The following is a 22,057-nucleotide window of genomic DNA, read 5'->3' on the forward strand; positions in this document are numbered from 1 at the left end:
GCGCCACGCCCGCGCCGCGGCTGCCCGCCGGCGCGCGTGTTCCTCCATCGCCATGAGCAGCCCCCACATGCCCGCATGCGGACAAAAGCCATTGCACTTCTGAAATGTTCCCGAGAAGCTCGCTTCGAGTTGAGCGGTGATTAACACGAGAGGGTACGATGCGGCGCGGGGGTAGACCGGTGCGGGGGCAGACTGCCGGCGCGGTCGCGCTGCTGGCGCTCGGGCTGGGGCCGCCCTCGGCAGCGGCGGTCGAACTCGGCCCCCGTGCCCGGGCGCTGTTCGAGCGCATGACGGTGGCCGAGAAGGTCGGCCAGCTGACCCTGGTGTCGGCCGGCCCCGGCTATGACGCCGCCATGCTCCCGGCCGGCCGCGTCGGCGCAGTCATCAACTTCGACGGGGCCGATGCCATTGCCGCGGTGCAACGGGCGGCCCGGCGCGCGCGGCTCGCCGTCCCCGTGCTGGCCGGCCTCGATATCCTGCACGGCTTTCGGACCATGTTTCCGGTGCCGCTGGGCGAGGCCGCGGCCTTCGATCCGGATCTGGCCGAGCGCGTGTCCGCGTTCGCCGGCGCCGAGGCACGGGCCGTCGGCATCCGCTGGACCTTCGCACCGATGGCCGACCTGGCGCGCGATGCACGCTGGGGCCGCGCCGTCGAAGGCTTCGGCGAGGACCCGCTTTTAGGCGCGGCGCTGACGGCGGCGCGCGTGCGCGGGCTGCGGGCTGCGGGCATCGCCACCTCGGTCAAGCATTTCGCCGGCTATGGTGCGCCCGTCGGCGGCCGCGACTACGACAATGCCGAGATCCCGACGGCCCTGCTGTGGGACGTCTATCTGCCGCCGTTCGCGGCAGCGGTCGCGGCGGGCAGCGAGACCGTGATGGCCAGCCTCAACGCGCTGAACGGCGTACCCGCCACCGCCAACCCGCTGTTGCTCGATACCATCCTGCGCCGGCGCTGGGGCTTCGATGGTTTCGTCGTGTCCGACTGGAACTCGATCGGGGAACTGATTGCCCATGGCGTCGCCGTCGACGGGGCCGAGGCGGCGCGCAAGGCGATCCTCGCCGGCGTCGACATGGACCTGGCGAGCGGGCTCTACGACCGGCATCTGGCGGATGAAGTCGCGGCCGGCCGCGTGCCGCAGGCAGCGCTGGACGAGAGCGTGCGGCGCGTGCTCCGCGTCAAGGAACGACTGGGGCTTCTCGACGAGCATCCGGTCGCGGCCCAGAACCCGCCGGGCCAGCCGGCTCAGCTCACGGCGGCCGGCCGGGCGTTGGCGCGGGAGGCGGCGCGCGATGCGATCGTTCTGCTGGCCAACCGGGGCGCCACGCTGCCGCTCGGCGGGGACGGCGGCCTCGCCGGGCGACGGATCGCGCTCATCGGTGGACTGGCGGCCAGTGCTGTCGACCAGATCGGCCCGCATGGGGCCGACGGGCGTGCTGAGGACGTGGTAACGCCGCTCGCGGGCCTGCGGCGGCGGGCCGAGACGGCGGGCGCCGCGCTCGCCTACGCGCCGGGTTGCGATCCGCAGTGCGGCTCGACGGACGGCTTCGACGCAGCCGTCGCCGCGGCCGCGGCTGCCGACGTGGTCGTCGCCATGCTCGGTGAGCCGCAGGAGATGACCGGGGAGGCGGCGTCGCGCACGACGCTCGCCCTGCCGGGACGGCAAGCCGAGCTGCTCGATCGCCTGATCGCCACCGGCCGGCCGGTGGTGCTGCTCCTGGCAGGCGGCCGGCCGCTGGAGCTGGGTCGCGCCGCCGACCGGATCCAGGCCCTGCTGATGACGTGGTTCCTCGGCTCCGAGGCGGGCAACGCCATCGCCGATATCCTGTTCGGCGACGTGGCGCCCAGTGCCAAGCTGCCGCTTACCTGGCCGCGGCACGTGGGGCAGTCGCCGATCTATTACAACGCGTTGCCGAGCGGCCGGCCCTACCAGCCAGGCAATCGCTTCACCATGCAGTACCTGGACGGCGAGCATACACCGCTGTTCCCCTTCGGCTGGGGTCTGAGTTACGGCGCCGTCCGCTATGGCGAGCTGCACCTGGACCAGAGCGAGCTCTCGGGTGCGGACACCCTGCGCGCCACCGTGACCGTCACCAACACGGGGCGTAGGACCATTCGGGAGGTGGTCCAGCTCTACGTGCACGATGCCGTGGCGAGCCGCAGCCGTCCGGTGCGCGAACTCAAGGCCTTCGCCAAGGTCGCTCTCGCCCCGGGCGAGAGCCGGGACGTGGTGCTCTCGGTGCCGGTCGTAGCGCTCGGCTTTCACGACGACGCCGGAATCTATCGGGTCGAGCCCGGCGCCTTCGATGCCTTCGTCGGCGGCAGCTCACTCGCCGAGCTGACGGCCCGCTTTTCCGTGACATCGATGCCCTGAGCCGGGCGAGCGCCGCCCCACGGGATTGCGCCCCTTGGTCGAGGAAGATTTCGACGAGCCGCGGCGTGGCGTGAACGCTCGCCGCAGCCGGCACGTCTTGCGTTCGGGCTCACGGGCGTCGAACGTGAGCGGGATCATGAGTCGCGCCCCTCGCCCTCTTGGCTTCGCCGTGACCGAACGGCAGATCGGGATCATCCGCGCGTGGGCGCGCTCCAAGCGGCGGGTGGAACAGGTCAGGCTGTTCGGAAGCCGCTGCAAGGGCGTCCACCGTCCTGACAGCGACCTCGACATCGCCCTCACCGTTTCGGACGATCTACGGCATACGCGGGCCGCGATCTGGTTCCTCGACGTGCCGCAATGGCGGGCTGAACTGACGGCGCTGCTTGGCATCCCGGCCGACCTGCGCATCACCGATCTCGGCGATCCGTGCCGGGTCCGGCAGTTCTGCGCCGAGGCGGGGGACACGCTGATCTACGACGTGGCCGGTCACCCCACCTGAGGCAACGCCCGCGCGGAGATTCACACCTGTGCGGGACGAGCCGGAGCCGTGCGATGGGGCGGAATCGCCCGATCGCACGCGCGCCCTGACTCGGGGCGTCAGGAGCGAGCGCCTGGCTATCACCTGTTCGGGTAGGCCCGCGGAGCCCCGGGCCGGCCGGCCGCGTTCGAGTCGATGCCCTGACCGTCCGGCTGCATGCGCCGCCCGGCGTCGTCCTCGATGATGACGACCGAGCCCGTGCGATCGTCGGGCGCGATGACCGGCGAACCTTGGAGCGGGCCTCCCTGATTGGTCCCGTCGGACGTCGGGCTGTTGGCGCTTCCGCCCCACGTGCCCTGTCCGCCCGGCGCCTGCGCCGATGCGAGTGTAGTGGTGGCAGCCAGGAGAGCCGCGGCGAATGGCAGCGCATACTTGGTCATAACGATCTCCTTGTGATGGCGGGAGAACGGCTCCTCGATCCCATTGTTCCGAGCACCGCCTAAAAGGATCACACGAAGATCGTATTCTTAACTGTATCTCCGTCATGTTCGAACGGATGGCCGCGCTTGATGAATAACAGGAAGAATAAGATTTGCAAAAAGGGGCAAAGGGGCCAGATCTAGACGATATAAATAGAACCTAAACCTCAGCGGAATCGGCGGCGACGGGCCGCTGGCGGCGTGTTGTTCATCCTGGCGCCTTAAAGCCCCGCGCGGACGGGATGCGCGTGGCCGCCGGGGAAAGGCGGGTCTGGTCGTCTGCGACGACGACCCACTGGTCGGCCGGGCAGTGTTGTGGCTGACGCTGAGCACATCTGCGAGGCCGGCAGTGCTCCGGCAGGCCGCTTGGGTGTATCGGCAGCCCCTTCCGCTCAGGCCGGCCGATCTGCGCACAGGTGGCGGGACGCGAGGCAAAGGGCGTTGCGGCGAGACATACAACAGCAGAGCTTGCAACAGCAGAGCTTGGCAGAAACGATCGGAACCATGGTCAACGCAGGGCTGCTCCACGCCTACAGCGACCTGGCCGCCGCCGCATTGCGGGGGCCCCTGACCAACGCGGAAATTGGCCATATCGAAGCCCGCGTTATCGCGCAGATCGGTGAAAGCGGCTCACTGTCCGGTCTTCCGGGCGAGCTGATGCAGCTCGCGATGGAGGCAGCCGAGGACGGTCTGCGGCGGTTCTTCGTCGCGTGTTGCGCGGTCAGGCAAGCGACGCCTTCCAACGCGCCGGCCAGCGTCCACTTCAAGAATTGAGGCGGGAGGGGCGATCAGCCGCCCAACCACGCCCGATCTGTTTTGGTCCACCCTGCTCGCCGGGTGGACCCGCCCTTCGCCGTAGTTGGGCCGTCACCCGTTTCGCGCGCCAGGCATGGGGCCATGAACGCGGGCGTCGTCTTGCGTCTTCCTCGGTGCGGGCGCGATCGTCTGTCGATCGAGCAGCGCAGCAATAGCCGTGAGCTGCTCGCGCAACGCGGCCAGTTCGGCCATGACGTCGACGAGCGCCGGCTCGGGCCTGGGCGCGGGCGCGGCTTCAGCGGCAGCTTCGGCCGCACGGATGTGCTCGGTCAGGTCCTGCATGGTCGCCGCTCCTATAGCCTGCCCATCAGGAGCAAGATGAGCACGACGACCAGCAGAACGCCGATGATGCCCGACGGATAGTATCCCCATCCTGCCGAGTACGGCCACGACGGGAGGCCGCCGACCAGCAGAAGAATGAGGATGATAAGGAGGATGGTGCCGAGACCCATGGGGCGTGTCCTTGTCGTTGAGGGCTCGCTCATAACGCGCGAGAAACGATCCAGGTCCGCCCAGCGCGTGGGTGTCATGGCATGGGGCGCCCACCTGACCGTCGATGCGGCGACGTATTGAGAGCCAGATTGGAAATGTCGGGCGGGTCGGTCCGATGGGTCTTTCACGCTCTGGTGCGTCGGCGATCTTTGCCGATACCGGCTGAGATCGCTTGCCGCCGGACCGCGAAAATCCCTCGCCGGCCGTCCGCCGCCGAATTCCCAAACAGGCTCATAGGAACAAGCCGGTGTTGGCAGCCGTTGGATACCTGCGCCGGGCTGCGCAACGCGCCGGGTGAGGAGTTCGATATGGCCGACCTTGAACCCAGCGTGCCCCTGGCCGAAAATGTGAATAACGTGCCACCGGGATTGGATGCGTCCGAGCAGATGCTGCTCTACAGCGCCGCGCTTCAGAGGATCGCCGGTGGTGTCTACGATCCTGCCCTGGTCGCCAAGCAAGCCCTGGCGGCGGCCGAGAGGCACGTGCGGGGGCTGCCGCACGGTGCATAGGTCCTGGCGCAGCACAGAGACGGCGCCCGTGTGGGCCCTCGCGACGCGCTCGGGCTTTCAGTTGGATGAGGTCAAAGGTCAACCCACGAGGCTGAGCTAGCTCCAGGCAGCTCTGCCCGTCGAGAGCCGACCTGGAACCGCGCTCTCCGCCCATCGTTGGTCCAAACAATGGAGACCGCGATGAGCCCTCAGCCTAATTCCCCGTACGACCCGCAGCCGGTGCCGCCTCAGCCGACGCCGCCACCGTCTCCGCCCGGCCACACGCCGCAGGAGGTGCCAGCGCCACAGCCGGTCGAGGTGCCGGCGACTGAGCCGGACCGACCCCCGGCCGTGCCGGGTCCGGGACCTGCGCCCGGGCCCGGGCCGGGGACGCCGTCGGCCGGGCAAGGCGGCGAGGACCCTGGTGCCTCGTTGACGCGTCCCGCCGCGTTCGCGCGCGGCCCGGGCGCCATGCCCATCCTACGCGGAACATAAGCCATCCCAGTCGCTTTAGCCCGGGCAGGATAGGGCGGGCCGACAGGTCGCGCCGCTGCCGCCGTCCTTGATCGTCGTTTCACACGCGGCACCGCGCAGTGTCGCGTTGCAGGCGGTTGCGCCCGTGGTCCTGCTTGTCAAACCGGTCAAACGAGGAGGCTGACTTGAAAGATCTCAACGAACTGTTTCTGCATACGCTCAAGGACATCTATTACGCGGAGAAGCAGATCCTGCGGGCGTTGCCCCGCATGGCGCGTTCCGCCGCGTCGCCGGAGCTGAAGAAGGCGCTGGAACATCACAAGGAGGAGACCCAGGGCCAAGTCGAACGCCTGGAGCAGGTTTTCGAGAGCCTAGACAAGCGCGCCCGCGGCGTGCCCTGCGAGGCGATCCAGGGCATCATCGAGGAGGCCAAGAGCGTCATGGACGAGGCCGACGATCCCGCTGTGCGCGACGCGGGCATTGTCGCCGCGGCCCAGGCGGTCGAGCACTACGAGATCGCCCGCTACGGCACCTTGTGCGAGTGGGCGGCCCAACTCGGCCACACCGACATCAAGGCGCTACTCGGCCAGACGCTCCAGGAGGAGAAGAATGCCGATGCGACGCTGACGAAGCTGGCGACCACCAAGGTCAACAAGAAGGCAGCCTGACCGGCGGCGGCGCGCAAGGCGGGGCGTTGTGCGATCGTCGACGATCGGCGATGCTCCGCCCGTCGCCGCAAGGGGCGCCCGGACCTGTCCGGGCACCCTGGCGGCGAGTCTGTGAGACGCTGGAAGAGGCTGCATGACGCAGATTGCCTACGACATGGATGCCGTCGGTTTGTTTCTCGATATCGACGGCACCCTCCTGGATATTGCTGCCAAGCCGCACGAAGTGGTCGTTCCCGACGAGCTGGTCGCCGACCTGGCGGCCCTGTCCAAGCAGCTGGACGGGGCACTGGCACTGGTCAGCGGCCGCACCATCGCCGACATCGATTCGCTGTTCGGCTCACTGAGGCCGCGCGCATCGGGCGGCCACGGAGCTGAATTGCGCGCCAATCCGGGCGGACACGTCGAGCTCGCGACCGAGCCGGTGCCGGACACCGTGCGGGAGGAGCTGGAGGAACTGGCTTCGCGAAACAAGGGCGTGATGGTCGAGGACAAGGGGGTGTGCATCGCCGTGCATTATCGGGAGGAGCCAACGATCGGTACGGCGCTCCATCTGGAGCTGGCGGCCATCCTCGACGGCCTCGGCGATCGCACCCTCGGCATCCTGCCCGGCCGCTTGGTCTACGAGATCAAGCACGTCAGCCACGACAAGGGCACAGCCGTCCGGGCCTTCATGGCGACACCCCCGTTCCACGGTCGGCGTCCGATGTTCATCGGCGACGATGTCACCGACCAGGCAGGATTCGCCGCAGCCCAGGCCGCGGGGGGCTTCGCATACTCGGTGGGCCGCGACTATCCGGGCGTGAAGCGCGGCTTCGATACCCCGGCCGATGTGCGCGCCTGGATCGGCGCCACCGTCGGAAAGGCCGAGGCCGCTTGACGAAAATCGTGCAGGATGGGGCCGCCGAAAGGAAGCCCGTGACAATGACGGCACAACGGGGGCATCATCGCGTCACTCCGATGTTGCATTGCGGTGGAACTTTGATCGCGAGACGACGTTGGTATCGTGGAGGGGTGGGCGGCGCACAGGCTCGGTGAGCCTCGGCGGCTGGTCCGATCCGAGGCAACGCAGGCTGGCCACCCCCGTCGCAGGACAGGAGAGTGGCATTGTCGCGCCTCATCGTGGTGTCTAATCGCGTCGCAATGCCCTCACGGGGCAAGCCTCAGGCCGGCGGTCTCGCCGTTGCCGTCAACGCAGCCCTCAAGCACAGATCGGGAATATGGTTTGGTTGGAGCGGCAACGTCGTCGATCCGCCGGACTCGCGGCCGAGGCTGCTGACGCGCGGCGAGATTACGTATGCCGTCACCGACCTCTCCACCGCCGATCTCCAGGAGTATTACAGCGGGTTCGCCAATCGGGTGCTGTGGCCCATCCTGCACTACCGGGTCGACCTCGCGGAGTTCACGCGCTCCGATCTGTCCGGCTACATCCGCGTCAACGAGACGTTCGCCAACCAGATCTCCACCATCCTGGAACCGGACGACGTCATCTGGGTGCACGACTACCACCTGATGCCGCTGGCCCGGTACCTGCGGGCGCGAGGCCACACCAACAAGATCGGCTTCTTCCTCCACATTCCGCTGCCGCCGCCCGACATTCTGCGCGCATTGCCCCACCACGCCGAGATCGTCGGTGCCATGGCGGACTATGACGTCGTCGGCTTCCAGACGGAGAACGATCGCGACAATTTCGCCCGTTACCTGATGGTCAACGGGGGCACGGTAAGTCCCGACGGCAACACCTATGACGTGCATGGCCGCAGCGTGTCGCTCGGCGCCTTCCCCGTTGCCATCGATACGGCGAGCTATGCCAAGACGGCCCGGCGAGCCAGCCGCTCGCAGTTCATCTCCACCATGAAGGGGAGCCTCGGCCAGTCGCAGCTGATCATGGGCGTCGACCGCCTGGACTACTCCAAGGGTATCGGCAATCGGCTCGACGCCTTCGAGACCTTCCTGGAGGACAATTCGGACTGGCTGGGGCGGGTCAGCTACCTCCAGATCACGCCCAAGAGCCGTTCGGACATACCCGAGTATATTGAGATGGACCGGATGGTCAGCACCCGCGTCGGGCAGATCAACGGCACCTACGGCAACGTGTCGTGGACGCCGATCCGCTACATCAATCAGACCTACTCGCGCACGGCGCTGGCCGGTCTCTACCGCCTCGCCCGCGTGGCGCTGGTGACGCCGCTGCGCGACGGCATGAACCTGGTGGCCAAGGAGTTCGTCGCCGCGCAGGATCCGGAGGATCCCGGCGCGCTGGTCCTGTCGCATTTCGCTGGCGCGGTGTCCGAGCTGAGGGATGGTGCGCTTGTGGTCAATCCGCACGAGACGGAGGGCATGGCCGCAGCCATTCGCCGAGCCTTGGAGATGCCGCTGGAAGAGCGCAAGGTGCGCCACGCCCGCATGATGCGGGCGCTGCTGGCCAACAACATCGACTGCTGGGCCAAGAGCTTCCTGAAGGCGCTCGAGGACGCTCGGCCCCGTGCCACGCCGGTGAACAACATCCGCACGTTGTTCGCGCTGTAGGCCGGCGCGGCCCGGTTGCCGAGCCTACAGCGCCCGGTGACGGGGCGGCCTGACGCCGTTCAGATAGAAATTGCCTACGTGGTGGTACTTCCAGCGCACCGGATCGTGCAGCGTGTGGGTGCGCGTTGCGCCAGTGGCGGTCGAGTCCGAGTTTTTGCGAGGTCGAGCGGGAGCCGGCGAGCTCGAAGAGTTTGCTCGCGACGTGCAGTGACGTGGCGGTCGCATAGGCCTTCGCTTCGGCCACCGCGATCGATGCTTCGGCCACGCTGTCCTCGGTTGGATCGGCGCCGGCGATATCGGTGAAGCGGCCGGCCCTGGCGAGCAGTGCATCTGCGGCGTTCACGCGGATGGCGAGTTCGCCCACCGCGTGGATGATATGCGGATCCTCATAGCCGTGTTGGTAGGTCGTTTCGAACCACGGCCGCGCGAAGCCGCGCACGTGGGCGACGGTGTCATCGAGTGCCGCTCGTGCGATGCCGACATCGACGGCCGCATGAATGAGCTGGGCCACGGGCCCCTGAGGCGTCGGTGCCTCGAAGACCTGCTCATGTGGCACCACCTGGAACGCGGACCCCTCGATGCGGTCGAAATAGGTGGAACCAGAGACTGTGGTCCGCTGGCCGAAGCCTGACCAGTCGTCGATCAGCGTCAGCCCTGGGGTATTGCGCTCCAGGAAGACGATGTGCTGGCGCCGCGCGTCGTCGATCGCCACGACGACGATCACGTGGGCAAAGAGTGCGCCGGTCGAATAGAATTTCTGGCCGTTCAGCACAAATCCGTCGCCAGCCCTGCCGAGCTTGGTCTGGTAGTCCACGGGCGTGCGCGTCCCGATTTCGGTGAAGGCGTTGCCGAGGCGGTCGCCATCGAGCACGCGCCGGAAGTAGCGCCGCTTCTGTTCCGGCGAACCGCCGAGCCGCAGCGCCTCCACCATGTAGAAATGGTTCTGGGGGATCTGGCCGAGGTTTGCGTCCGCCGCCGAGATGACGGCGACGACCTCTGCGAGCGTGACGTTGGAGACACCGGCGCCGCCGAACTCCTTCGGCACCGTGATGGCCCAGAGTCCGCTCTGAGAGAAGCGGTCGAGTTCGGCCAGCGGCAGGCGCCGCTCACGGTCTCGCTCGGCCGCGCCGACGCGAAATTCGGCGGCGAGCGTGCGGGCCGCGGCGATGGCGGCCTCGTCGGAGCCGATGCGCAGGGCGGGCTCGCGTCGCGGCGGAATATGCGGCGGCGGCCGGCCCCGCTCGGGGGCCGCGGCCTGGTGCCGCTCGCGGTCGAGGCTCGTCATCGCCGTCAGAGCCAGGGATGACGGGCCGGCTTGATCCCGTTCAGGTAGTAGTCGCCGACGTGAAAATACTTCCAGCGCACCGGATCGTGCAGCGTATGGGTCCGCGCATTGCGCCAGTGGCGATCCAGACCGTGCGCGGCCAGGGTCGAGCGGGCGCCGCCCAGCTCGAACAGCTTGTTGGCGGCCTGGATGGCGACTTCGGTGGAGAGCACCTTGGCTTCCGCCGTCGCCACGGCCGCCTCGGCCACCGTCTGCTCGTCGGGAGCGATGAGGGCGGCGTCGATCAGCCGTGCGGCCTTCTCGAGAATGGCCTCGGCTGCGTGCAGGCGGATTTCCAGATCACCGATGGCAGCAATGGTAAAATGATCCTCCCACGCTTTGCTCTGCCCAGAATCCACCCACGGCCGCGCGGTGGTGCGCACGAAGGCGATGGTGTCGACGATCGTGCCCTTGGCGATGCCCGTGTCGACGGCGCCTTGGATGATCTGCGAGATCGGCCCGGCCGCCGTCGGCCGGTCGAAGGCACGGTGGGCCGGCAGCACCCGCTCGGCCGGCACGCGGACATTGTCGACGATGACCGTTCCGGATGCGGTGGTGCGCTGGCCGAAGCTCGACCAGTCGTTGACGATGGTGAGGCCCGGCGCATCGCGATCGGCGAAGGCGAGGTGGGGTTGGCCCTGCGCGTCGACGGCCACGATCGGTACGATATGGGCGAGCAGAGCGCCCGTCGCGTAGAACTTTCGGCCGTTGACCACGTAGTCGTCGCCGCTCTTCGTCAGCTTGGTTTCGAACTCCGTGACCACGCGGCTGGCCGCCTCGGAAAAGGCGTTGCCGAAGCGCACGCCCCGCAGCACCTCGCCGAACAGGAAGCGCTTCTGCTCATCGGTGCCGTCAGCCACGATATGCTCGACAATGGCGAGGTGGTTCTGCGGGATCTGGCCAAGGGAGGGATCGGCGGCCGAGATGATCTTGATCACCTCGGTCAGGGTCACGTAGGACACGCCAGCGCCACCGTAGGCCTTCGGCACGGTGATGCCCCAGAGCCCGCTCTGCGAGAAGGCGTCCAGTTCGGCGAGCGGGAGCAGGCTCTCGCGGTCGCGCAGTGCGGCGTCCTTGGCGAACTCCTCCGCCAGTTGATGGGCGATGCGGATCGCCTCCGCATCGGTCTCGATCACATGGGCGGGAATGGCGGGGCGCGGCCGGGCCGGAAACGCTACATCGGGCGTGTTGACGCGCGGCGCCTTGTGCAGATCGTGGACGGTCATGGGAGCTCCCGCTGGATCGTTGATCGAATGCCGGCCGCTGACCGATGCCGCATGGTAAGGGCGACCGGATACTATACTTTTATAAAAGTTGATTATATTATAAAACGTTGTCAATTTCGTTTATGTAGAAAATTTAGCATAATATTATCTATTGGTTTTGCTGTGCAGATATTCTGAGTCTTTGAGTAGGATGGAGAGTCGGGTCATGACGCTGCTGGAACGGAAAAGCCCTTAACCTCCAACGTCATGGCCGGGCTTGACCCGGCCATCCATCCACTCAGGGAACGCAACGGCTAGAGCACTTCCGCGTTTCTTCGAAACGCCGAAGCTCTATCTGTTTGATTCATCGCGTTTTCTTCACGCGATCCGGCGTCCACTTCGCTCGAAAACGCACTAGCGACGAACCAACCTGTCAAAATTGCTGTGCAGAGCTACTGGTTGCGGCTGCCGCGCCGGGAGCGTCGCCGAGGTAGAGCGCCTCGACCCCCTGGGCGGCGAGGTCCGCCGCCGTGCCGGCGGCGGCAAGGCGGCCGGTCTCCAGCACGTAGGCATGGTCGGCATAGCGCAGCACCAGCGCCGCATTCTGCTCGGCCAGAAGGAAGCTCACCCCTTCGTCCTCGTTCAGGGTCCGGATGATCTCGAAGATCTCCTGCACGATGATCGGCGCCAGGCCCATGGACGGCTCGTCGAGAAGCACCAGCGTGGGGCGTGTCATGAGGGCCCGGCCGATGGCGATCATCTGCTGTTCGCCGCCCGAGGTAAGGCCCGCGCGGATCCGGCGCTTCTCCTTGAGGCGCGGAAACCACGTGTAGATCCGCGCCAGATCGTTGCCGACCTCGGCGCGGCTGGGGCGGCGCAGATAGCCGCCGGTCAGCAGGTTCTCCTCGACCGTCAACTGCGGAAACACCCGCCGTCCCTCGAGCACCTGCACGATGCCGCGGGCGACAAGCTCGGCCGGGTCGAGCCGTGCCGTCGACCTGCCCTTCCAGATGACGCTGCCGCGGGTGAGGGCGCCGCGCTCGGACGCCAGCAGGTTGGAGATCGCCTTGAGCGTCGTCGTCTTGCCGGCGCCGTTGGCGCCGAGCAGGGCGACGATCGCACCTTCCTCCACCCGGAGCGACACCCCGCGCAGGGCGAGGATGACGTCCTCGTAGGTGGCTTCGATGTCGTCGACCTCGAGGAAAGGCGCAGCGGCCATGGCGATCTCCCCTGCGCGCTCAGTTCGACGTCGGGTCGGGCCGGGGCGTGATGCGCTTCTCCTTGGCGTAGGCGGCCGCCCGTTCGTAGATCAGCGGCAGCAGCAACTCACGGTCCGACTTGACCCAGCCGTCGCTGACGATGGCCCACGCCTCGCCGTCCCATTGCAGCACCTTGCCGGCGCCCCCGCCCTCGTGGTCCCGGACCGAGAGCTTCAGCGGCTGCTGGAGGCCGTAGGCACCGATCTCCTTCAGCCGCGCGTCGTCGAGGTTGAGGTTCTCGAGGCCCCATTGGCCCTCTTCGCCGTTGATCGGACGGGCGCCGAACTTCTTCTGCGCGGTGCGGATGGCCTCCACCGCGATGATCGCCTCGTTGACGCCGGAGTTGTAGTAGACGGAACCGAAGCTCTTGAGGTCCTTCAGGTCGCTCTTGCCCTTGTCGACGATGTGCTCCTTGATCTTCTTGAGGATCTCGAAGTCGGCCCCGGCGGGAAATGGCGTGATCGCGAGATAGCCTTTGCCCACCTTGCCGGCGGGCCGCACGTCCTCCTCGGACCCGGACCAGACGCCGCCGATGATGCGGTCGACGGGGAAGCCCACCTTGGCCGCGGTCTTGATCGCCACCGGCGTCATCACGCCCCAGCCGCGCAGGAACACCCAGTCGGGCTTCAGCTGACGGATGCGCGCCCATTGCGCCGACTGGTCGTTGCCCGGGTGCGGCACGGGGATCTGGATGTCCTCGAAGCCGTAGGTCTTGGCGAGCAGCGCCAGCGGCGTCTGCGTCTCCTTGCCGTAGGGACTGTCGTGATAGACGGTGGCGATCTTGAGGCCCTTGAGCTTGTCCTTGCCGCCCGCCCGCTCGGCGATGAAGTTGATGGCCGAGGAGGCCTCGCTCCAGAAGGTGAACACGGCCGGAAAGCTGTAGGGGAAGACGCGGCCGTCGATCGCTTCGGTGCGGCCGTGAGCGATGGTGACGAGCGGGATCTTGTCGGCCACCGACTTCTCCGTCAGCGCCTTGGTGATCGGGTCACCGTGCGGCAGGAAGATCGGCACCGGCGAACCGTTCTTGCCGCCCTTGACGCGCTCGTAGCACTCGACGCCCTTCTCCACCGCCCATTCGGTCTCGCACTCGTCCCAGAACAGCTTGACGCCGTTGATGCCGCCTTCGACCTCGTTGATGTAGCGGAGGTAGTCGATGGTGCCGGCCCACACCGGAATGCCGCTCGACGCATAGGCACCGACGCGGAACGTGGCCAGCGGGAAGTATTGCTGCTTGGCATCGTCCGCTGCGGCTGGGAGGGCTGCGCCGACGCCGGCCGCGACGGCGAACAGCGCTGCCGCTCGCCTGATCCTCTGTCTCAGAATGTTCATGGATGTGTCCCCTCGAAAAAGCCCCGTGAAGATGTCGTGATCAGCAGGATGTCTCAGTCAATTTGATGCACGTTCTTGGAACAACGGAATATTCAGAAGATCTTTCCTGTATTTCCCGGACGAGAGCCGCGTTCCGGCCCGGCGGTTCCGCTCGGGCGCAGGCGCCGCCAGCCGCGCTCGGCCAGCGCTGCCAGGCCGGCCGGCTCCTTGATCAGGAACCAGATGATCAGCGCGCCGAAGGCGATGCGCTGGAGATTGGCGAGCTGGCCCGCGTCGACGGTGCCGCCGAACAGGCGGTCGGAGACCTGGGAGAGCAGGATCGGCAGCAGCACGATGAAGGCCGAGCCGATGAAATTGCCGGCGATGCTGCCCATGCCGCCGACGATGATGATGAACATCACCTGGAAGGAGCGATCGAGGCCGAAGCTGCGCGCATCGACGGTACCGAGGTAGGCGAAAGCCCAGAGCGCGCCGGCCACGCCGCAGACGGCGGCACCGACGAAGAAGGCGCTGAGCTTGCTGCGCGCCACGGGCACGCCGATGACGGCAGCCGCCGTATCCATGTCGCGGACCGCGCTCCAGGCGCGGCCCGTCTGGCTCTTCACCAGCCGTGCCGCCACGGCGGCGATCGCCACCACGGCGGTCAGCGTCATGAGGTAGCGGCCGACCGGCGAGGACAGGTCCTGGCCGAGGATCGCCAGCTTCGGTGCCGAGATGGAGCTCGACGTGGAATAGTTGGAGAACCAGCCGTACTGGTTGAAGATCCACTCCAGCAGGAACTGAGCCGCCAGAGTCGACGCCAGCAGGTAGAAGCCTTTGATGCGCAGGCTCGGCAGCCCGACGACGACGCCGACGGCGCCGGCGATCAGGCCGCCGAGCACGAGGCTGATCGGCAGTGGGATATCCGGCAGCCGCAGCAGCAGGTTGTAGGTGGCGTAGGCCCCCGTCGCCATGAAGGCGCCGGTGCCGAGCGACGCCTGCCCGGCATAGCCCATGAGCAGATTCAGCCCCAGCCCGGCCAGCGCCATGATCAGGAAGGGGATCAGGATGGCGTTGAACCAGTAATCGGTGCCGGCCAGCGGCACGATGACGAAGGCGACAGCCAGCAGCAAGCCAAGCGGCAGCGCCCGTCTGAGGCCGCGCCAGTCGCGTGCGGCACCTGGCGCGACGAAATCCGCGGCGGCTTCCGTTTCGGCCGACGACATGGGTCACACCCTCTCGATGGCGCGTTCGCCGAACAGTCCGGCAGGGCGGATGAGCAGGAAGGCAACGGCGAGCACGTAGACGAACCAGGTGGAGACGCTGCCACCGAGCAGTGGGCCGACATAAATTTCGGCGAGGGCGTCCGCCGCACCGACGATCAGCCCGCCGACGATCGCGCCGGCGATGGAGGTGAAGCCGCCGATGATCAGCACCGGCAAGGCCTTCAGCACCACGAAGGTCAGCGAGAACTGGACACCTTGCCTGGAGCCCCAAAGCAGGCCGGCGACGAGAGCGACGAAGCCGGCGACGCCCCAGACGATGCGCCACAGCCGTTGGAGCCGGATGCCGATGGACAGAGCCGCCTGCGGATCGTCGGCGATCGCTCGCAGCGAGATGCCGATGCGTGTCACGTTGAAGAACACCGACAGGGCGAGGACCAGGATCCCAGCCGCCGCGGCGGCGACCAGGTCGAACTGACTGACCAGGATCGGTCCGACCTCGACGGGCGTGTCGACGATGCCGAGATCCAGCTCGTGAACGCTCGCGCCCATCACAAGCTGCGACATGCCTTCTATGACGAAGCTCAAGCCCAGCGTCGCCATGAACAGCGTGATCTGCGACTGGTTCATGAGCGGGCGCAGCACCACGCGCTCCACCGCGATGGCCAAAACCACCATGATGGCGAGGGTGACGAGGGCAGCAAACCAGAAGGCGAGGCCCTGGTCGCGCAATGTGACGAAGGTCAGCGCGGCGCACAGGACCATGGCGCCCTGGGCGAAGTTGAAGACGCCGGACGCCTTGTAGATCAGCACGAAACCGATGGCGACGAGGGCGTACATCACGCCTGACAGCAGGCCGCCGATCAGAGTTTCGATCAGGAAGGCCATGGCCGGCTCAATGGACCGTGCCGAGGTAGGCGGCGATGACGTCCGGATCGTTGCGCACCTGCCGGGGCGTCCCGTCGCCGACCTTTCGGCCGTAGTCGAGCACGACGACGTGGTGCGAGAGATCCATGACCACGCCGATGTCGTGCTCGATGAGGACCACCGTCGCGCCGAGCACCGCATTGGCCTCGGTGACGAACCGGCTCATCTGGCGCTTCTCGTCCTGGTTCATGCCGGCCATCGGCTCGTCGAGCAGGAGCAGGGAGGGGCGGCCGACGAGCGCACGGGCGAGATCGACGCGCTTCTGCACGCCGTAGGGCAGCGTCGACACCACCGTGCCGCGGTGGGGCGTCAGCTCGAGATGCTCGATGATGTCTTCGGCTCGCGCCCGGAGCGCGCGCGACTCGGCCAGGTCCCGCGGCAGGCCGAAGGCGTGCTCGACGAGGGTGGTGCGGCTGTGGCGGGTCAGTCCGGCGAGCACGTTGTCGATGACGCTCAGCCGCTTGAATAGCGCATTGTGCTGAAAGGTGCGGCCGATGCCGCGCCGGGCCGCCTCGAGCGGGCGAATGCGCCGAAACGGGGCACCGTCGAACACCACTTCGCCCTCGTCGGCGCGATAGACCCCGTTGATGATGTTGAGCAGCGAGCTCTTGCCGGCCCCGTTGGGGCCGATCAGCGCGCAGATCTCGCCGCGCGCAACGGCGAAGCTCAGGGCGTTGAGCGCCTTGACCCCTTTGAACGACAGCGAGACGTCGCGCAGCTCGAGGATCGGCCCGGCCGATGAAGCGCTCACTCGCCGACGGCCTCGAGCCGACGGGGCTCCACCTGGCGCGCCACCGCCTCGGCACGCTTGACCGCCTCGATGTCGCGAAAGAGGGCGGCCGGGTGGTTCGCCGGCAGATGGGCGCCCGCGCCGAACAGCTTCTCCCGCAGGGTGCCGGGGCGATAGGCCGTCGGGTAGACGCCGCGCCTCTGGAGCTCCGGGACCACAAGGCCGACGATACTTTCGAAGGTCTCCGGCGTGACCGCGTAGGCCAAGTTGAAGCCGTCCACGTCGGTCTCGTCGACCCATTCCTCGAGGATGTCGGCGACGGTCGAGGGCGAGCCGACGAACACGGGTCCCAATCCGCCGATGCCGCCGAATTGCGCCAGCTCCTCGATGGACCACGCCTTGCCGCCGCCGGCCAGATGCTCGACAGCCGAGACGATGGCGTTGGTCTCCACCCGCCGCACCAGGTCGGTCGGCGCATACTGGCCGAAATCGATGCCGGTCCAACCGGACATGAAGACCAGTGCGCCGTCATAGGACGCGTAGGATTTGTACTCCTCGAACCGCGCCTGAGCCTTGGCGTCGGTCTCGTCGACGATGATGGTGACGAGGTTGTAGGTGAGAATCTTGCGCGGATCGCGCCCGGCGGCCTCCGCCAGCCGCCTGATGTCGGTGACATAGGACTTCAATACCGGCTTGATCGGCGCCGCAACGAACACGCATTCGGCGTGCCCCGCCGCGAATGCCTTGCCCGGTCCCGACGCGCCGGCTTGGTAGAGCACGGGGGTTCGCTGCGGTGAGGGCTCGCACAGGTGGTAGCCGGGCACCTCGAAGTAGCGGCCCTTGTGGCCGATCTCGTGCACCTTGGCAGGGTCGGTGAAGATGCGCCGGGCGCGATCGCGCACGACCGCCCCGTCCTCCCAACTGCCCTCGAACAGCTTGTACAGGACCTCCACGTATTCGGCGGCAACGTCGTAGCGGTTGTCGTGCTGCTTGAGGCCGCCCTGGCCGATGTTCTTCGCGCCGCTCTCCAGGTAGGACGTGACGATGTTCCAGCCGACCCGGCCCTTGGTGTGGTGGTCGGCGGTCGAGAGGCGCCGGGCGAAAGTGTAGGGGTGCTCGAACGAGGTCGAAGCGGTGATGCCGATGCCCAGATGCTCGGTGGCGAGCGCGATCGGAGCGGCGAGCTGGAGCGGATCGTTGACCGGAATCTGCGCGGCCTGATGAATGGCGTGGTGGTTCGAGCCCTTGTAGACGTCGTAGTAGCCGATCACGTCGGCGATGAAGATCCCATCGAAGACGCCGCGTTCGAGCGTGCGCGCCAGATCCTGCCAATAATCCAGGTCCTTGTAGGTCCAGGATCGGTCGCGCGGATGGGCCCACAGGCCGGGGGACTGGTGGCCCACGCAATTCATGTCGAAGGCGTTGAAGTGGATCTGCCGGGCCATTCGCGTCTCACCTCGGTTTCTTCGATATGCGTATGCTGACCAAATAACAATTTAATCTATCGGACCAAATAGTATTGAAGACGCCTATCCGCGTCAAAAATAGCTATTTTCCGGCAGAATTATCTGATATTGAAAGTAAAATAGATCGGAAATTTCGCCATTGGCCGCCGTTATATTTATTTGCGGCCACGATCGTCACGCATTAACGTAACGATGAATACGATGGAGCTCTTGTGCTTGTCAACGCGTCAGCATTCGAAAGAAATAAATAACCACAATAGATGGAGCTCGGGTTATCTATCACCCGTTTTCGTTAGCAACAGAGAAAAACGTCCTGTATTCTCTAAGCTTCCGCGGATATCCTTACTCGCGGCGGGTCGGCCACACGCCCCGGCGCAGGCAAGCGGGCACGCACGGGCCGAGAAAGGCGTGTCAGCGACGCCAGAGGCGATCGAGCAGCGAGGGGCGCCGCGGCGCGGTGGGTTCAGCGCCCAGAAGCCGCTCGATCCGGCCCATGCGCACGGCCGCCGGGCTCGCATAGGTCTCGAGCCGCTCGGCGAAGGGCCAGTCGAGGTTCATCAGCGCCCACGCGGTGATCGCCTCCGGCGAACGAAGCCAAGCCAGTTGCTCCAGATCGAAGGCCGCGTATCGCAGCCGCTCGCGCGCGGCAGCGTTGTCTTCGAAATAGCGGGCGAGCTTCTCCTTCAGCGCGTCTGCCGCTCCGGGCGCGCACGCCATGTCGGGCTTGGCGATGGGGACGACCGCGACCGGCTCGAGTGTCTGCCGCTGGCCGCCTTTGACGATGCGGACGACGTGCTTGGCCTGCAGACCGAGCCGCGCCTGGTCGCGCATGCGAGAGAGGCCGTTCGCCCTGCCGAGGGCGGCGAACCCGTTGCTGCGGAATGATGGTGCCGCCACGAACATTTCGCTGCGCTGCTGCCGGGCGCTCCGGTCCGACGGGAACGCCACCTCCGCCACCGCCTCGGCGACCGGCAGCCGCACCTGCTGGCCGGGCAGAAGGGCGACCGTTTCTTCGACGACGAGGACCGGCAGCGAGGCCGCCGCTTCCGGCGCCGTGGCCGGCCAGGTGAAGGCCCGGTCGCCATCGCTCGCCGGCAGCATTCGCGCGGTCCAATCCCGTCGGCCGCGCAGATCCGGGGGGGCGTGGGCAACGGCGATGCTAGCGATGTCGGTGACCGGCGCGAAGGTGACCACATAGCTGGGCAGCGCCGCGGGCGAGCTCTTGCCGTTGTCGACTGCGTCGGGCTCGGCGGCCCACTCGAGGGGGTGCACCGTGACACGGTAGGGGCCGTTGGCGACCTCGTACCAGTCGTCGGACGACGCCGGATCGGTCATCTGCTCCTGGCCCGGCAGTGCGTCGGTGTTGTCGAGCAGGACGCGGCCGTGGCGCACGATCAGCGGAAAGTCCCACGGCGGGCAGGCATACGCCGCCTCTCGCGGCGTCAGCGCCCCGGTGGTGAGCCGCACCGTGTAGCCGCCATCGGCGCCGGTGCCGAAGGCGACGAGGCGGCCAGAGGCCGATTCCTTGCGGTAGATGAAATCGTAGCTGTACCAGGCGATGGGATCGGAGTCGCGGTGGGCGAGATCCTCGGGGTGGAAGAGGACGAGCGTGGCAACGTCGGTGCCCAGTCTGATCGTCTTGCTGCTCATGCCGCTCCTGCCGGGTGCCGAATTGAACATTGGGCCATGATCGTGCCGCCGCGTGCATCGGCGATGACAGCGTCATCGGTGCGGTGCAGGCGGCCCGTCAAGCGGCGGCCGGCTCCGGCAGACGCGCCGCTGCTTCACGAGGTTGCGTGGATCGTCAGAACGCCTTTTGATCAACGCCACGTGTTTCCCGAACTTGGAGCGCGGGAATGTTGGATCACGTCACCGTCGGCGTCGACAACCTGGAGCGCGCCAAGGCGTTCTACGACACGGCATTGCGCCCGCTCGGGATCGAGCGCTTGGCCGGCGACGACGAGTCGGCAGGCTATGGGATCGGGCCGCGGGCGTTCTTCTGGATCGGGCTGCGGCGGCGGGGAGGGCGATCGGGCGTGCATGTGGCCTTCGCGGCCCGTGATCGCGCAGCCGTCGACCAGTTCCATGCAGCCGCGCTACGGGCCGGAGGCGTCGACAATGGTGCCCCCGGGCTGCGGCCCCGATATCACCCGGATTACTACGGCGCCTTCGTGCTCGACCCGGACGGACACAACATCGAGGCCGTCTGCCGCACATCTGCGGGGTGAGGGGCCCGCGCCGGCGACCGTGGAATTGCGTCCCCAGGGCGACAACGGCCCAGGGAGACATCGGGAGCGCTCGCCGATCGGGTGCCACGACCCGATCGGCGAGACGGCTCCCGAGGCGGATGGATGAGCCTGTTCATGCGATCGGACGGGCTACCCGATCGAGTTGGGCTCAAGGCCGCACGGCCGACACGCCGTGCGGCGCGCGCCTACCGCGACCGCGGCGGACGGCCTCGGCCGGCCCGCATGAACGACACCTGCGACAGGTCCGCGCTGCCGGCCTCGGCCGGAGCGCTACCGTGCGGGCGCTGCGCCGGACGCCGGCCTGGCGGGCGGGCGCGGCCCCTGGCCTGCTCGCCGTCGTGCTGCCGGGCCGGATGGGCACCGCGCGGCGCCGGGCGACGCTGCTGCTGCTGGGGCTGCCGGGGCGGCTCGGCCGGCGCGTCCGGACCGGACGATTGGCGCGGCACGACGTCGATCTTCTGGCGAATCAGCCGCTCGATGGCGGTGAGCAGCGACCGCTCCTCGCTGGCGCAGAACGAGATGGCGGCGCCGCTGGCGCCAGCCCGTGCCGTGCGGCCGATGCGGTGGACGTAGGTCTCGGGCACGTTCGGCAGGTCGAAGTTGACGACGTGGGTGACGCCGTCCACGTCGATGCCGCGTGCCGCGATGTCGGTCGCCACCAGGATGCGGGTCGAGCCGTCGCGGAAGCCGTCGAGGGCGCGCTGACGCTGGGACTGGCTCTTGTTGCCGTGGATGGCGGCGGCCGTCAGGCCCACCTGCTCCAGGTGCTTCACCACCCGGTCGGCGCCATGCTTGGTGCGGGTGAACACGAGCGTGCGGCCGTCGGTGTCGTGGGCCAGTACGTGGGCGAGCTCGTTGCGCTTCTGTGCCGTCTCGACGTGGACCACGCGCTGCGCGACCTTCTCGGCCGTCGTCGCCACCGGCGTCACGGCGACACGCTCGGGCTTGTCGAGCATCTCGCCGGCCAGCGCCGCGATCTCCTTGGGCATGGTGGCCGAGAAGAACAGCGTCTGCCGCGCGCGGGGCAGGGCCCGCACGACGCGGCGGATCGCGTGGATGAAGCCGAGGTCAAGCATTTGATCGGCTTCGTCGAGCACCAGGATGCGGACGCCGTCGAGGCGCAGAGCACCGGTCGACATGTGGTCGAGGAGGCGGCCCGGGGTCGCCACGAGCACGTCGACGCCGCGGTTGAGCTGCTGCGCCTGAGGCCCGGTGGAGACGCCGCCGAAGACGACGCACACCGAGAGCTTCACATGCCGCGCATAGGTGCGGAAGGAATCGGCGATCTGGCCGGCGAGCTCGCGGGTGGGCGACAGGATCAGCGTGCGGCAGGTGCGCGGCTGGGCCTTGACGTTCTCCTCCGCCAGCCGATGGATGATCGGCAGCGCGAATGCCGCCGTCTTGCCGGTGCCGGTCTGCGCGATGCCCATGAGGTCCCGGCCGGCCAGAACGAACGGGATCGCCTGGGCCTGGATCGGGGTGGGCGTGGTATAGCCCTCGTCGGCCAGCGCCGTGAGGATGGGCGCGGACAAGCCGAGTTCGGTAAACTGTGTCAAAATGGATACTTTCGCCG

20 protein-coding genes and 1 pseudogene are annotated in these 22,057 nt (G+C 67.5%); 8 read left to right on the plus strand and 13 right to left on the minus strand.

From position 1 onward, the window contains the following. Positions 1-179: 179 nt before the first annotated feature. The gene (locus IEW34_RS05880; RefSeq protein WP_244641817.1) at positions 180-2,372 is read left to right on the plus strand and encodes a glycoside hydrolase family 3 N-terminal domain-containing protein; all 2,193 of its coding nucleotides are present in this window, start codon (positions 180-182) and stop codon (positions 2,370-2,372) included. A gap of 34 nt (positions 2,373-2,406) precedes the next feature. Further along, positions 2,407-2,871, plus strand: coding sequence for a nucleotidyltransferase family protein (locus tag IEW34_RS05885; RefSeq protein WP_188608225.1), 465 nt, complete (start codon positions 2,407-2,409; stop codon positions 2,869-2,871). 119 nt (positions 2,872-2,990) lie between these two features. Here the strand turns inward: IEW34_RS05885 and IEW34_RS05890 are convergent, their stop codons facing one another. Continuing rightward, on the minus strand, positions 2,991-3,290 hold the full coding sequence (locus IEW34_RS05890) for a hypothetical protein (protein WP_188608226.1): 300 nt from the start codon (positions 3,288-3,290) through the stop codon (positions 2,991-2,993). A gap of 543 nt (positions 3,291-3,833) precedes the next feature. On the opposite strand from IEW34_RS05890, the gene IEW34_RS05895 reads away from it, so the two are divergent. Continuing rightward, the gene (locus IEW34_RS05895) at positions 3,834-4,103 is read left to right on the plus strand and encodes a hypothetical protein (RefSeq protein ID WP_210324458.1); all 270 of its coding nucleotides are present in this window, start codon (positions 3,834-3,836) and stop codon (positions 4,101-4,103) included. Positions 4,104-4,196: 93 nt separating this feature from the next. On the opposite strand, the gene IEW34_RS05900 is transcribed toward IEW34_RS05895, so the two are convergent. Both IEW34_RS05900 and IEW34_RS05905 read right to left on the minus strand, forming a co-directional pair. Further along, a complete protein-coding gene (locus IEW34_RS05900; protein ID WP_188608228.1) occupies positions 4,197-4,427 on the minus strand; it encodes a hypothetical protein in 231 nt (76 codons plus the stop codon). A gap of 11 nt (positions 4,428-4,438) precedes the next feature. Then, complete coding sequence (locus tag IEW34_RS05905; RefSeq protein WP_188608229.1) at positions 4,439-4,597, minus strand: DUF3309 family protein; 159 nt, start codon at positions 4,595-4,597, stop codon at positions 4,439-4,441. A 348-nt stretch (positions 4,598-4,945) separates the two neighbouring features. Here IEW34_RS05905 and IEW34_RS05910 point away from each other — a divergent pair, with 348 nt between their 5' ends. From IEW34_RS05910 to otsA, 4 genes are all read left to right on the plus strand, one after another. After that, the gene (locus tag IEW34_RS05910; protein WP_188608230.1) at positions 4,946-5,146 is read left to right on the plus strand and encodes a hypothetical protein; all 201 of its coding nucleotides are present in this window, start codon (positions 4,946-4,948) and stop codon (positions 5,144-5,146) included. Positions 5,147-5,784: 638 nt separating this feature from the next. Continuing rightward, positions 5,785-6,267, plus strand: a complete 483-nt coding sequence (locus tag IEW34_RS05915; RefSeq protein WP_188608231.1) for a YciE/YciF ferroxidase family protein — start codon at positions 5,785-5,787, stop codon at positions 6,265-6,267. A 133-nt stretch (positions 6,268-6,400) separates the two neighbouring features. Then, positions 6,401-7,144 carry a trehalose-phosphatase gene (gene otsB, locus IEW34_RS05920; RefSeq protein WP_188608232.1) on the plus strand — a complete coding sequence of 248 codons (744 nt, stop codon included), beginning with the start codon at positions 6,401-6,403 and terminating at the stop codon, positions 7,142-7,144. 227 nt (positions 7,145-7,371) lie between these two features. Beyond that, the gene (gene otsA, locus IEW34_RS05925) at positions 7,372-8,793 is read left to right on the plus strand and encodes an alpha,alpha-trehalose-phosphate synthase (UDP-forming) (RefSeq protein WP_188608233.1); all 1,422 of its coding nucleotides are present in this window, start codon (positions 7,372-7,374) and stop codon (positions 8,791-8,793) included. A gap of 24 nt (positions 8,794-8,817) precedes the next feature. Here the strand turns inward: otsA and IEW34_RS05930 are convergent. The 9 genes and pseudogenes from IEW34_RS05930 to IEW34_RS05970 form a co-directional block, all read right to left on the minus strand. Then, positions 8,818-10,078: pseudogene (locus tag IEW34_RS05930) on the minus strand (SfnB family sulfur acquisition oxidoreductase). Positions 10,079-10,083: 5 nt separating this feature from the next. Beyond that, on the minus strand, positions 10,084-11,343 hold the full coding sequence (locus tag IEW34_RS05935; RefSeq protein WP_188608234.1) for an SfnB family sulfur acquisition oxidoreductase: 1,260 nt from the start codon (positions 11,341-11,343) through the stop codon (positions 10,084-10,086). Positions 11,344-11,755: 412 nt separating this feature from the next. Continuing rightward, positions 11,756-12,541 carry an ABC transporter ATP-binding protein gene (locus IEW34_RS05940; RefSeq protein WP_188608235.1) on the minus strand — a complete coding sequence of 262 codons (786 nt, stop codon included), beginning with the start codon at positions 12,539-12,541 and terminating at the stop codon, positions 11,756-11,758. A 19-nt stretch (positions 12,542-12,560) separates the two neighbouring features. After that, positions 12,561-13,910: an ABC transporter substrate-binding protein gene (locus tag IEW34_RS05945; protein WP_188608236.1), complete on the minus strand. Its 1,350-nt coding sequence runs from the start codon at positions 13,908-13,910 to the stop codon at positions 12,561-12,563. Positions 13,911-14,002: 92 nt separating this feature from the next. Further along, a complete protein-coding gene (locus IEW34_RS05950; RefSeq protein WP_188608237.1) occupies positions 14,003-15,115 on the minus strand; it encodes a branched-chain amino acid ABC transporter permease in 1,113 nt (370 codons plus the stop codon). A gap of 3 nt (positions 15,116-15,118) precedes the next feature. Beyond that, entirely contained in the window at positions 15,119-16,000 is an 882-nt protein-coding gene (locus IEW34_RS05955; protein WP_188608238.1) for a branched-chain amino acid ABC transporter permease, read from the minus strand. Positions 16,001-16,007: 7 nt separating this feature from the next. After that, the gene (locus IEW34_RS05960; protein ID WP_188608239.1) at positions 16,008-16,790 is read right to left on the minus strand and encodes an ABC transporter ATP-binding protein; all 783 of its coding nucleotides are present in this window, start codon (positions 16,788-16,790) and stop codon (positions 16,008-16,010) included. Next, positions 16,787-18,214: an LLM class flavin-dependent oxidoreductase gene (locus IEW34_RS05965; protein ID WP_188608240.1), complete on the minus strand. Its 1,428-nt coding sequence runs from the start codon at positions 18,212-18,214 to the stop codon at positions 16,787-16,789. The genes IEW34_RS05960 and IEW34_RS05965 overlap by 4 nt, the downstream gene beginning before the upstream one ends. Positions 18,215-18,646: 432 nt before the next feature. After that, entirely contained in the window at positions 18,647-19,885 is a 1,239-nt protein-coding gene (locus IEW34_RS05970) for a DUF6386 family protein (protein ID WP_188608241.1), read from the minus strand. Positions 19,886-20,091: 206 nt separating this feature from the next. On the opposite strand from IEW34_RS05970, the gene IEW34_RS05975 reads away from it, so the two are divergent. Next, complete coding sequence (locus tag IEW34_RS05975) at positions 20,092-20,463, plus strand: VOC family protein (protein ID WP_188608242.1); 372 nt, start codon at positions 20,092-20,094, stop codon at positions 20,461-20,463. Between the two features lie 206 nt (positions 20,464-20,669). Here IEW34_RS05975 and IEW34_RS05980 read toward each other — a convergent pair whose 3' ends face one another. After that, entirely contained in the window at positions 20,670-22,016 is a 1,347-nt protein-coding gene (locus IEW34_RS05980) for a DEAD/DEAH box helicase (protein WP_373288186.1), read from the minus strand. Positions 22,017-22,057: the final 41 nt, after the last annotated feature.

The organism is Chelatococcus reniformis (assembly GCF_014640075.1).
GTDB classification, from domain to species: Bacteria; Pseudomonadota; Alphaproteobacteria; order Rhizobiales; family Beijerinckiaceae; genus Camelimonas; species Camelimonas reniformis.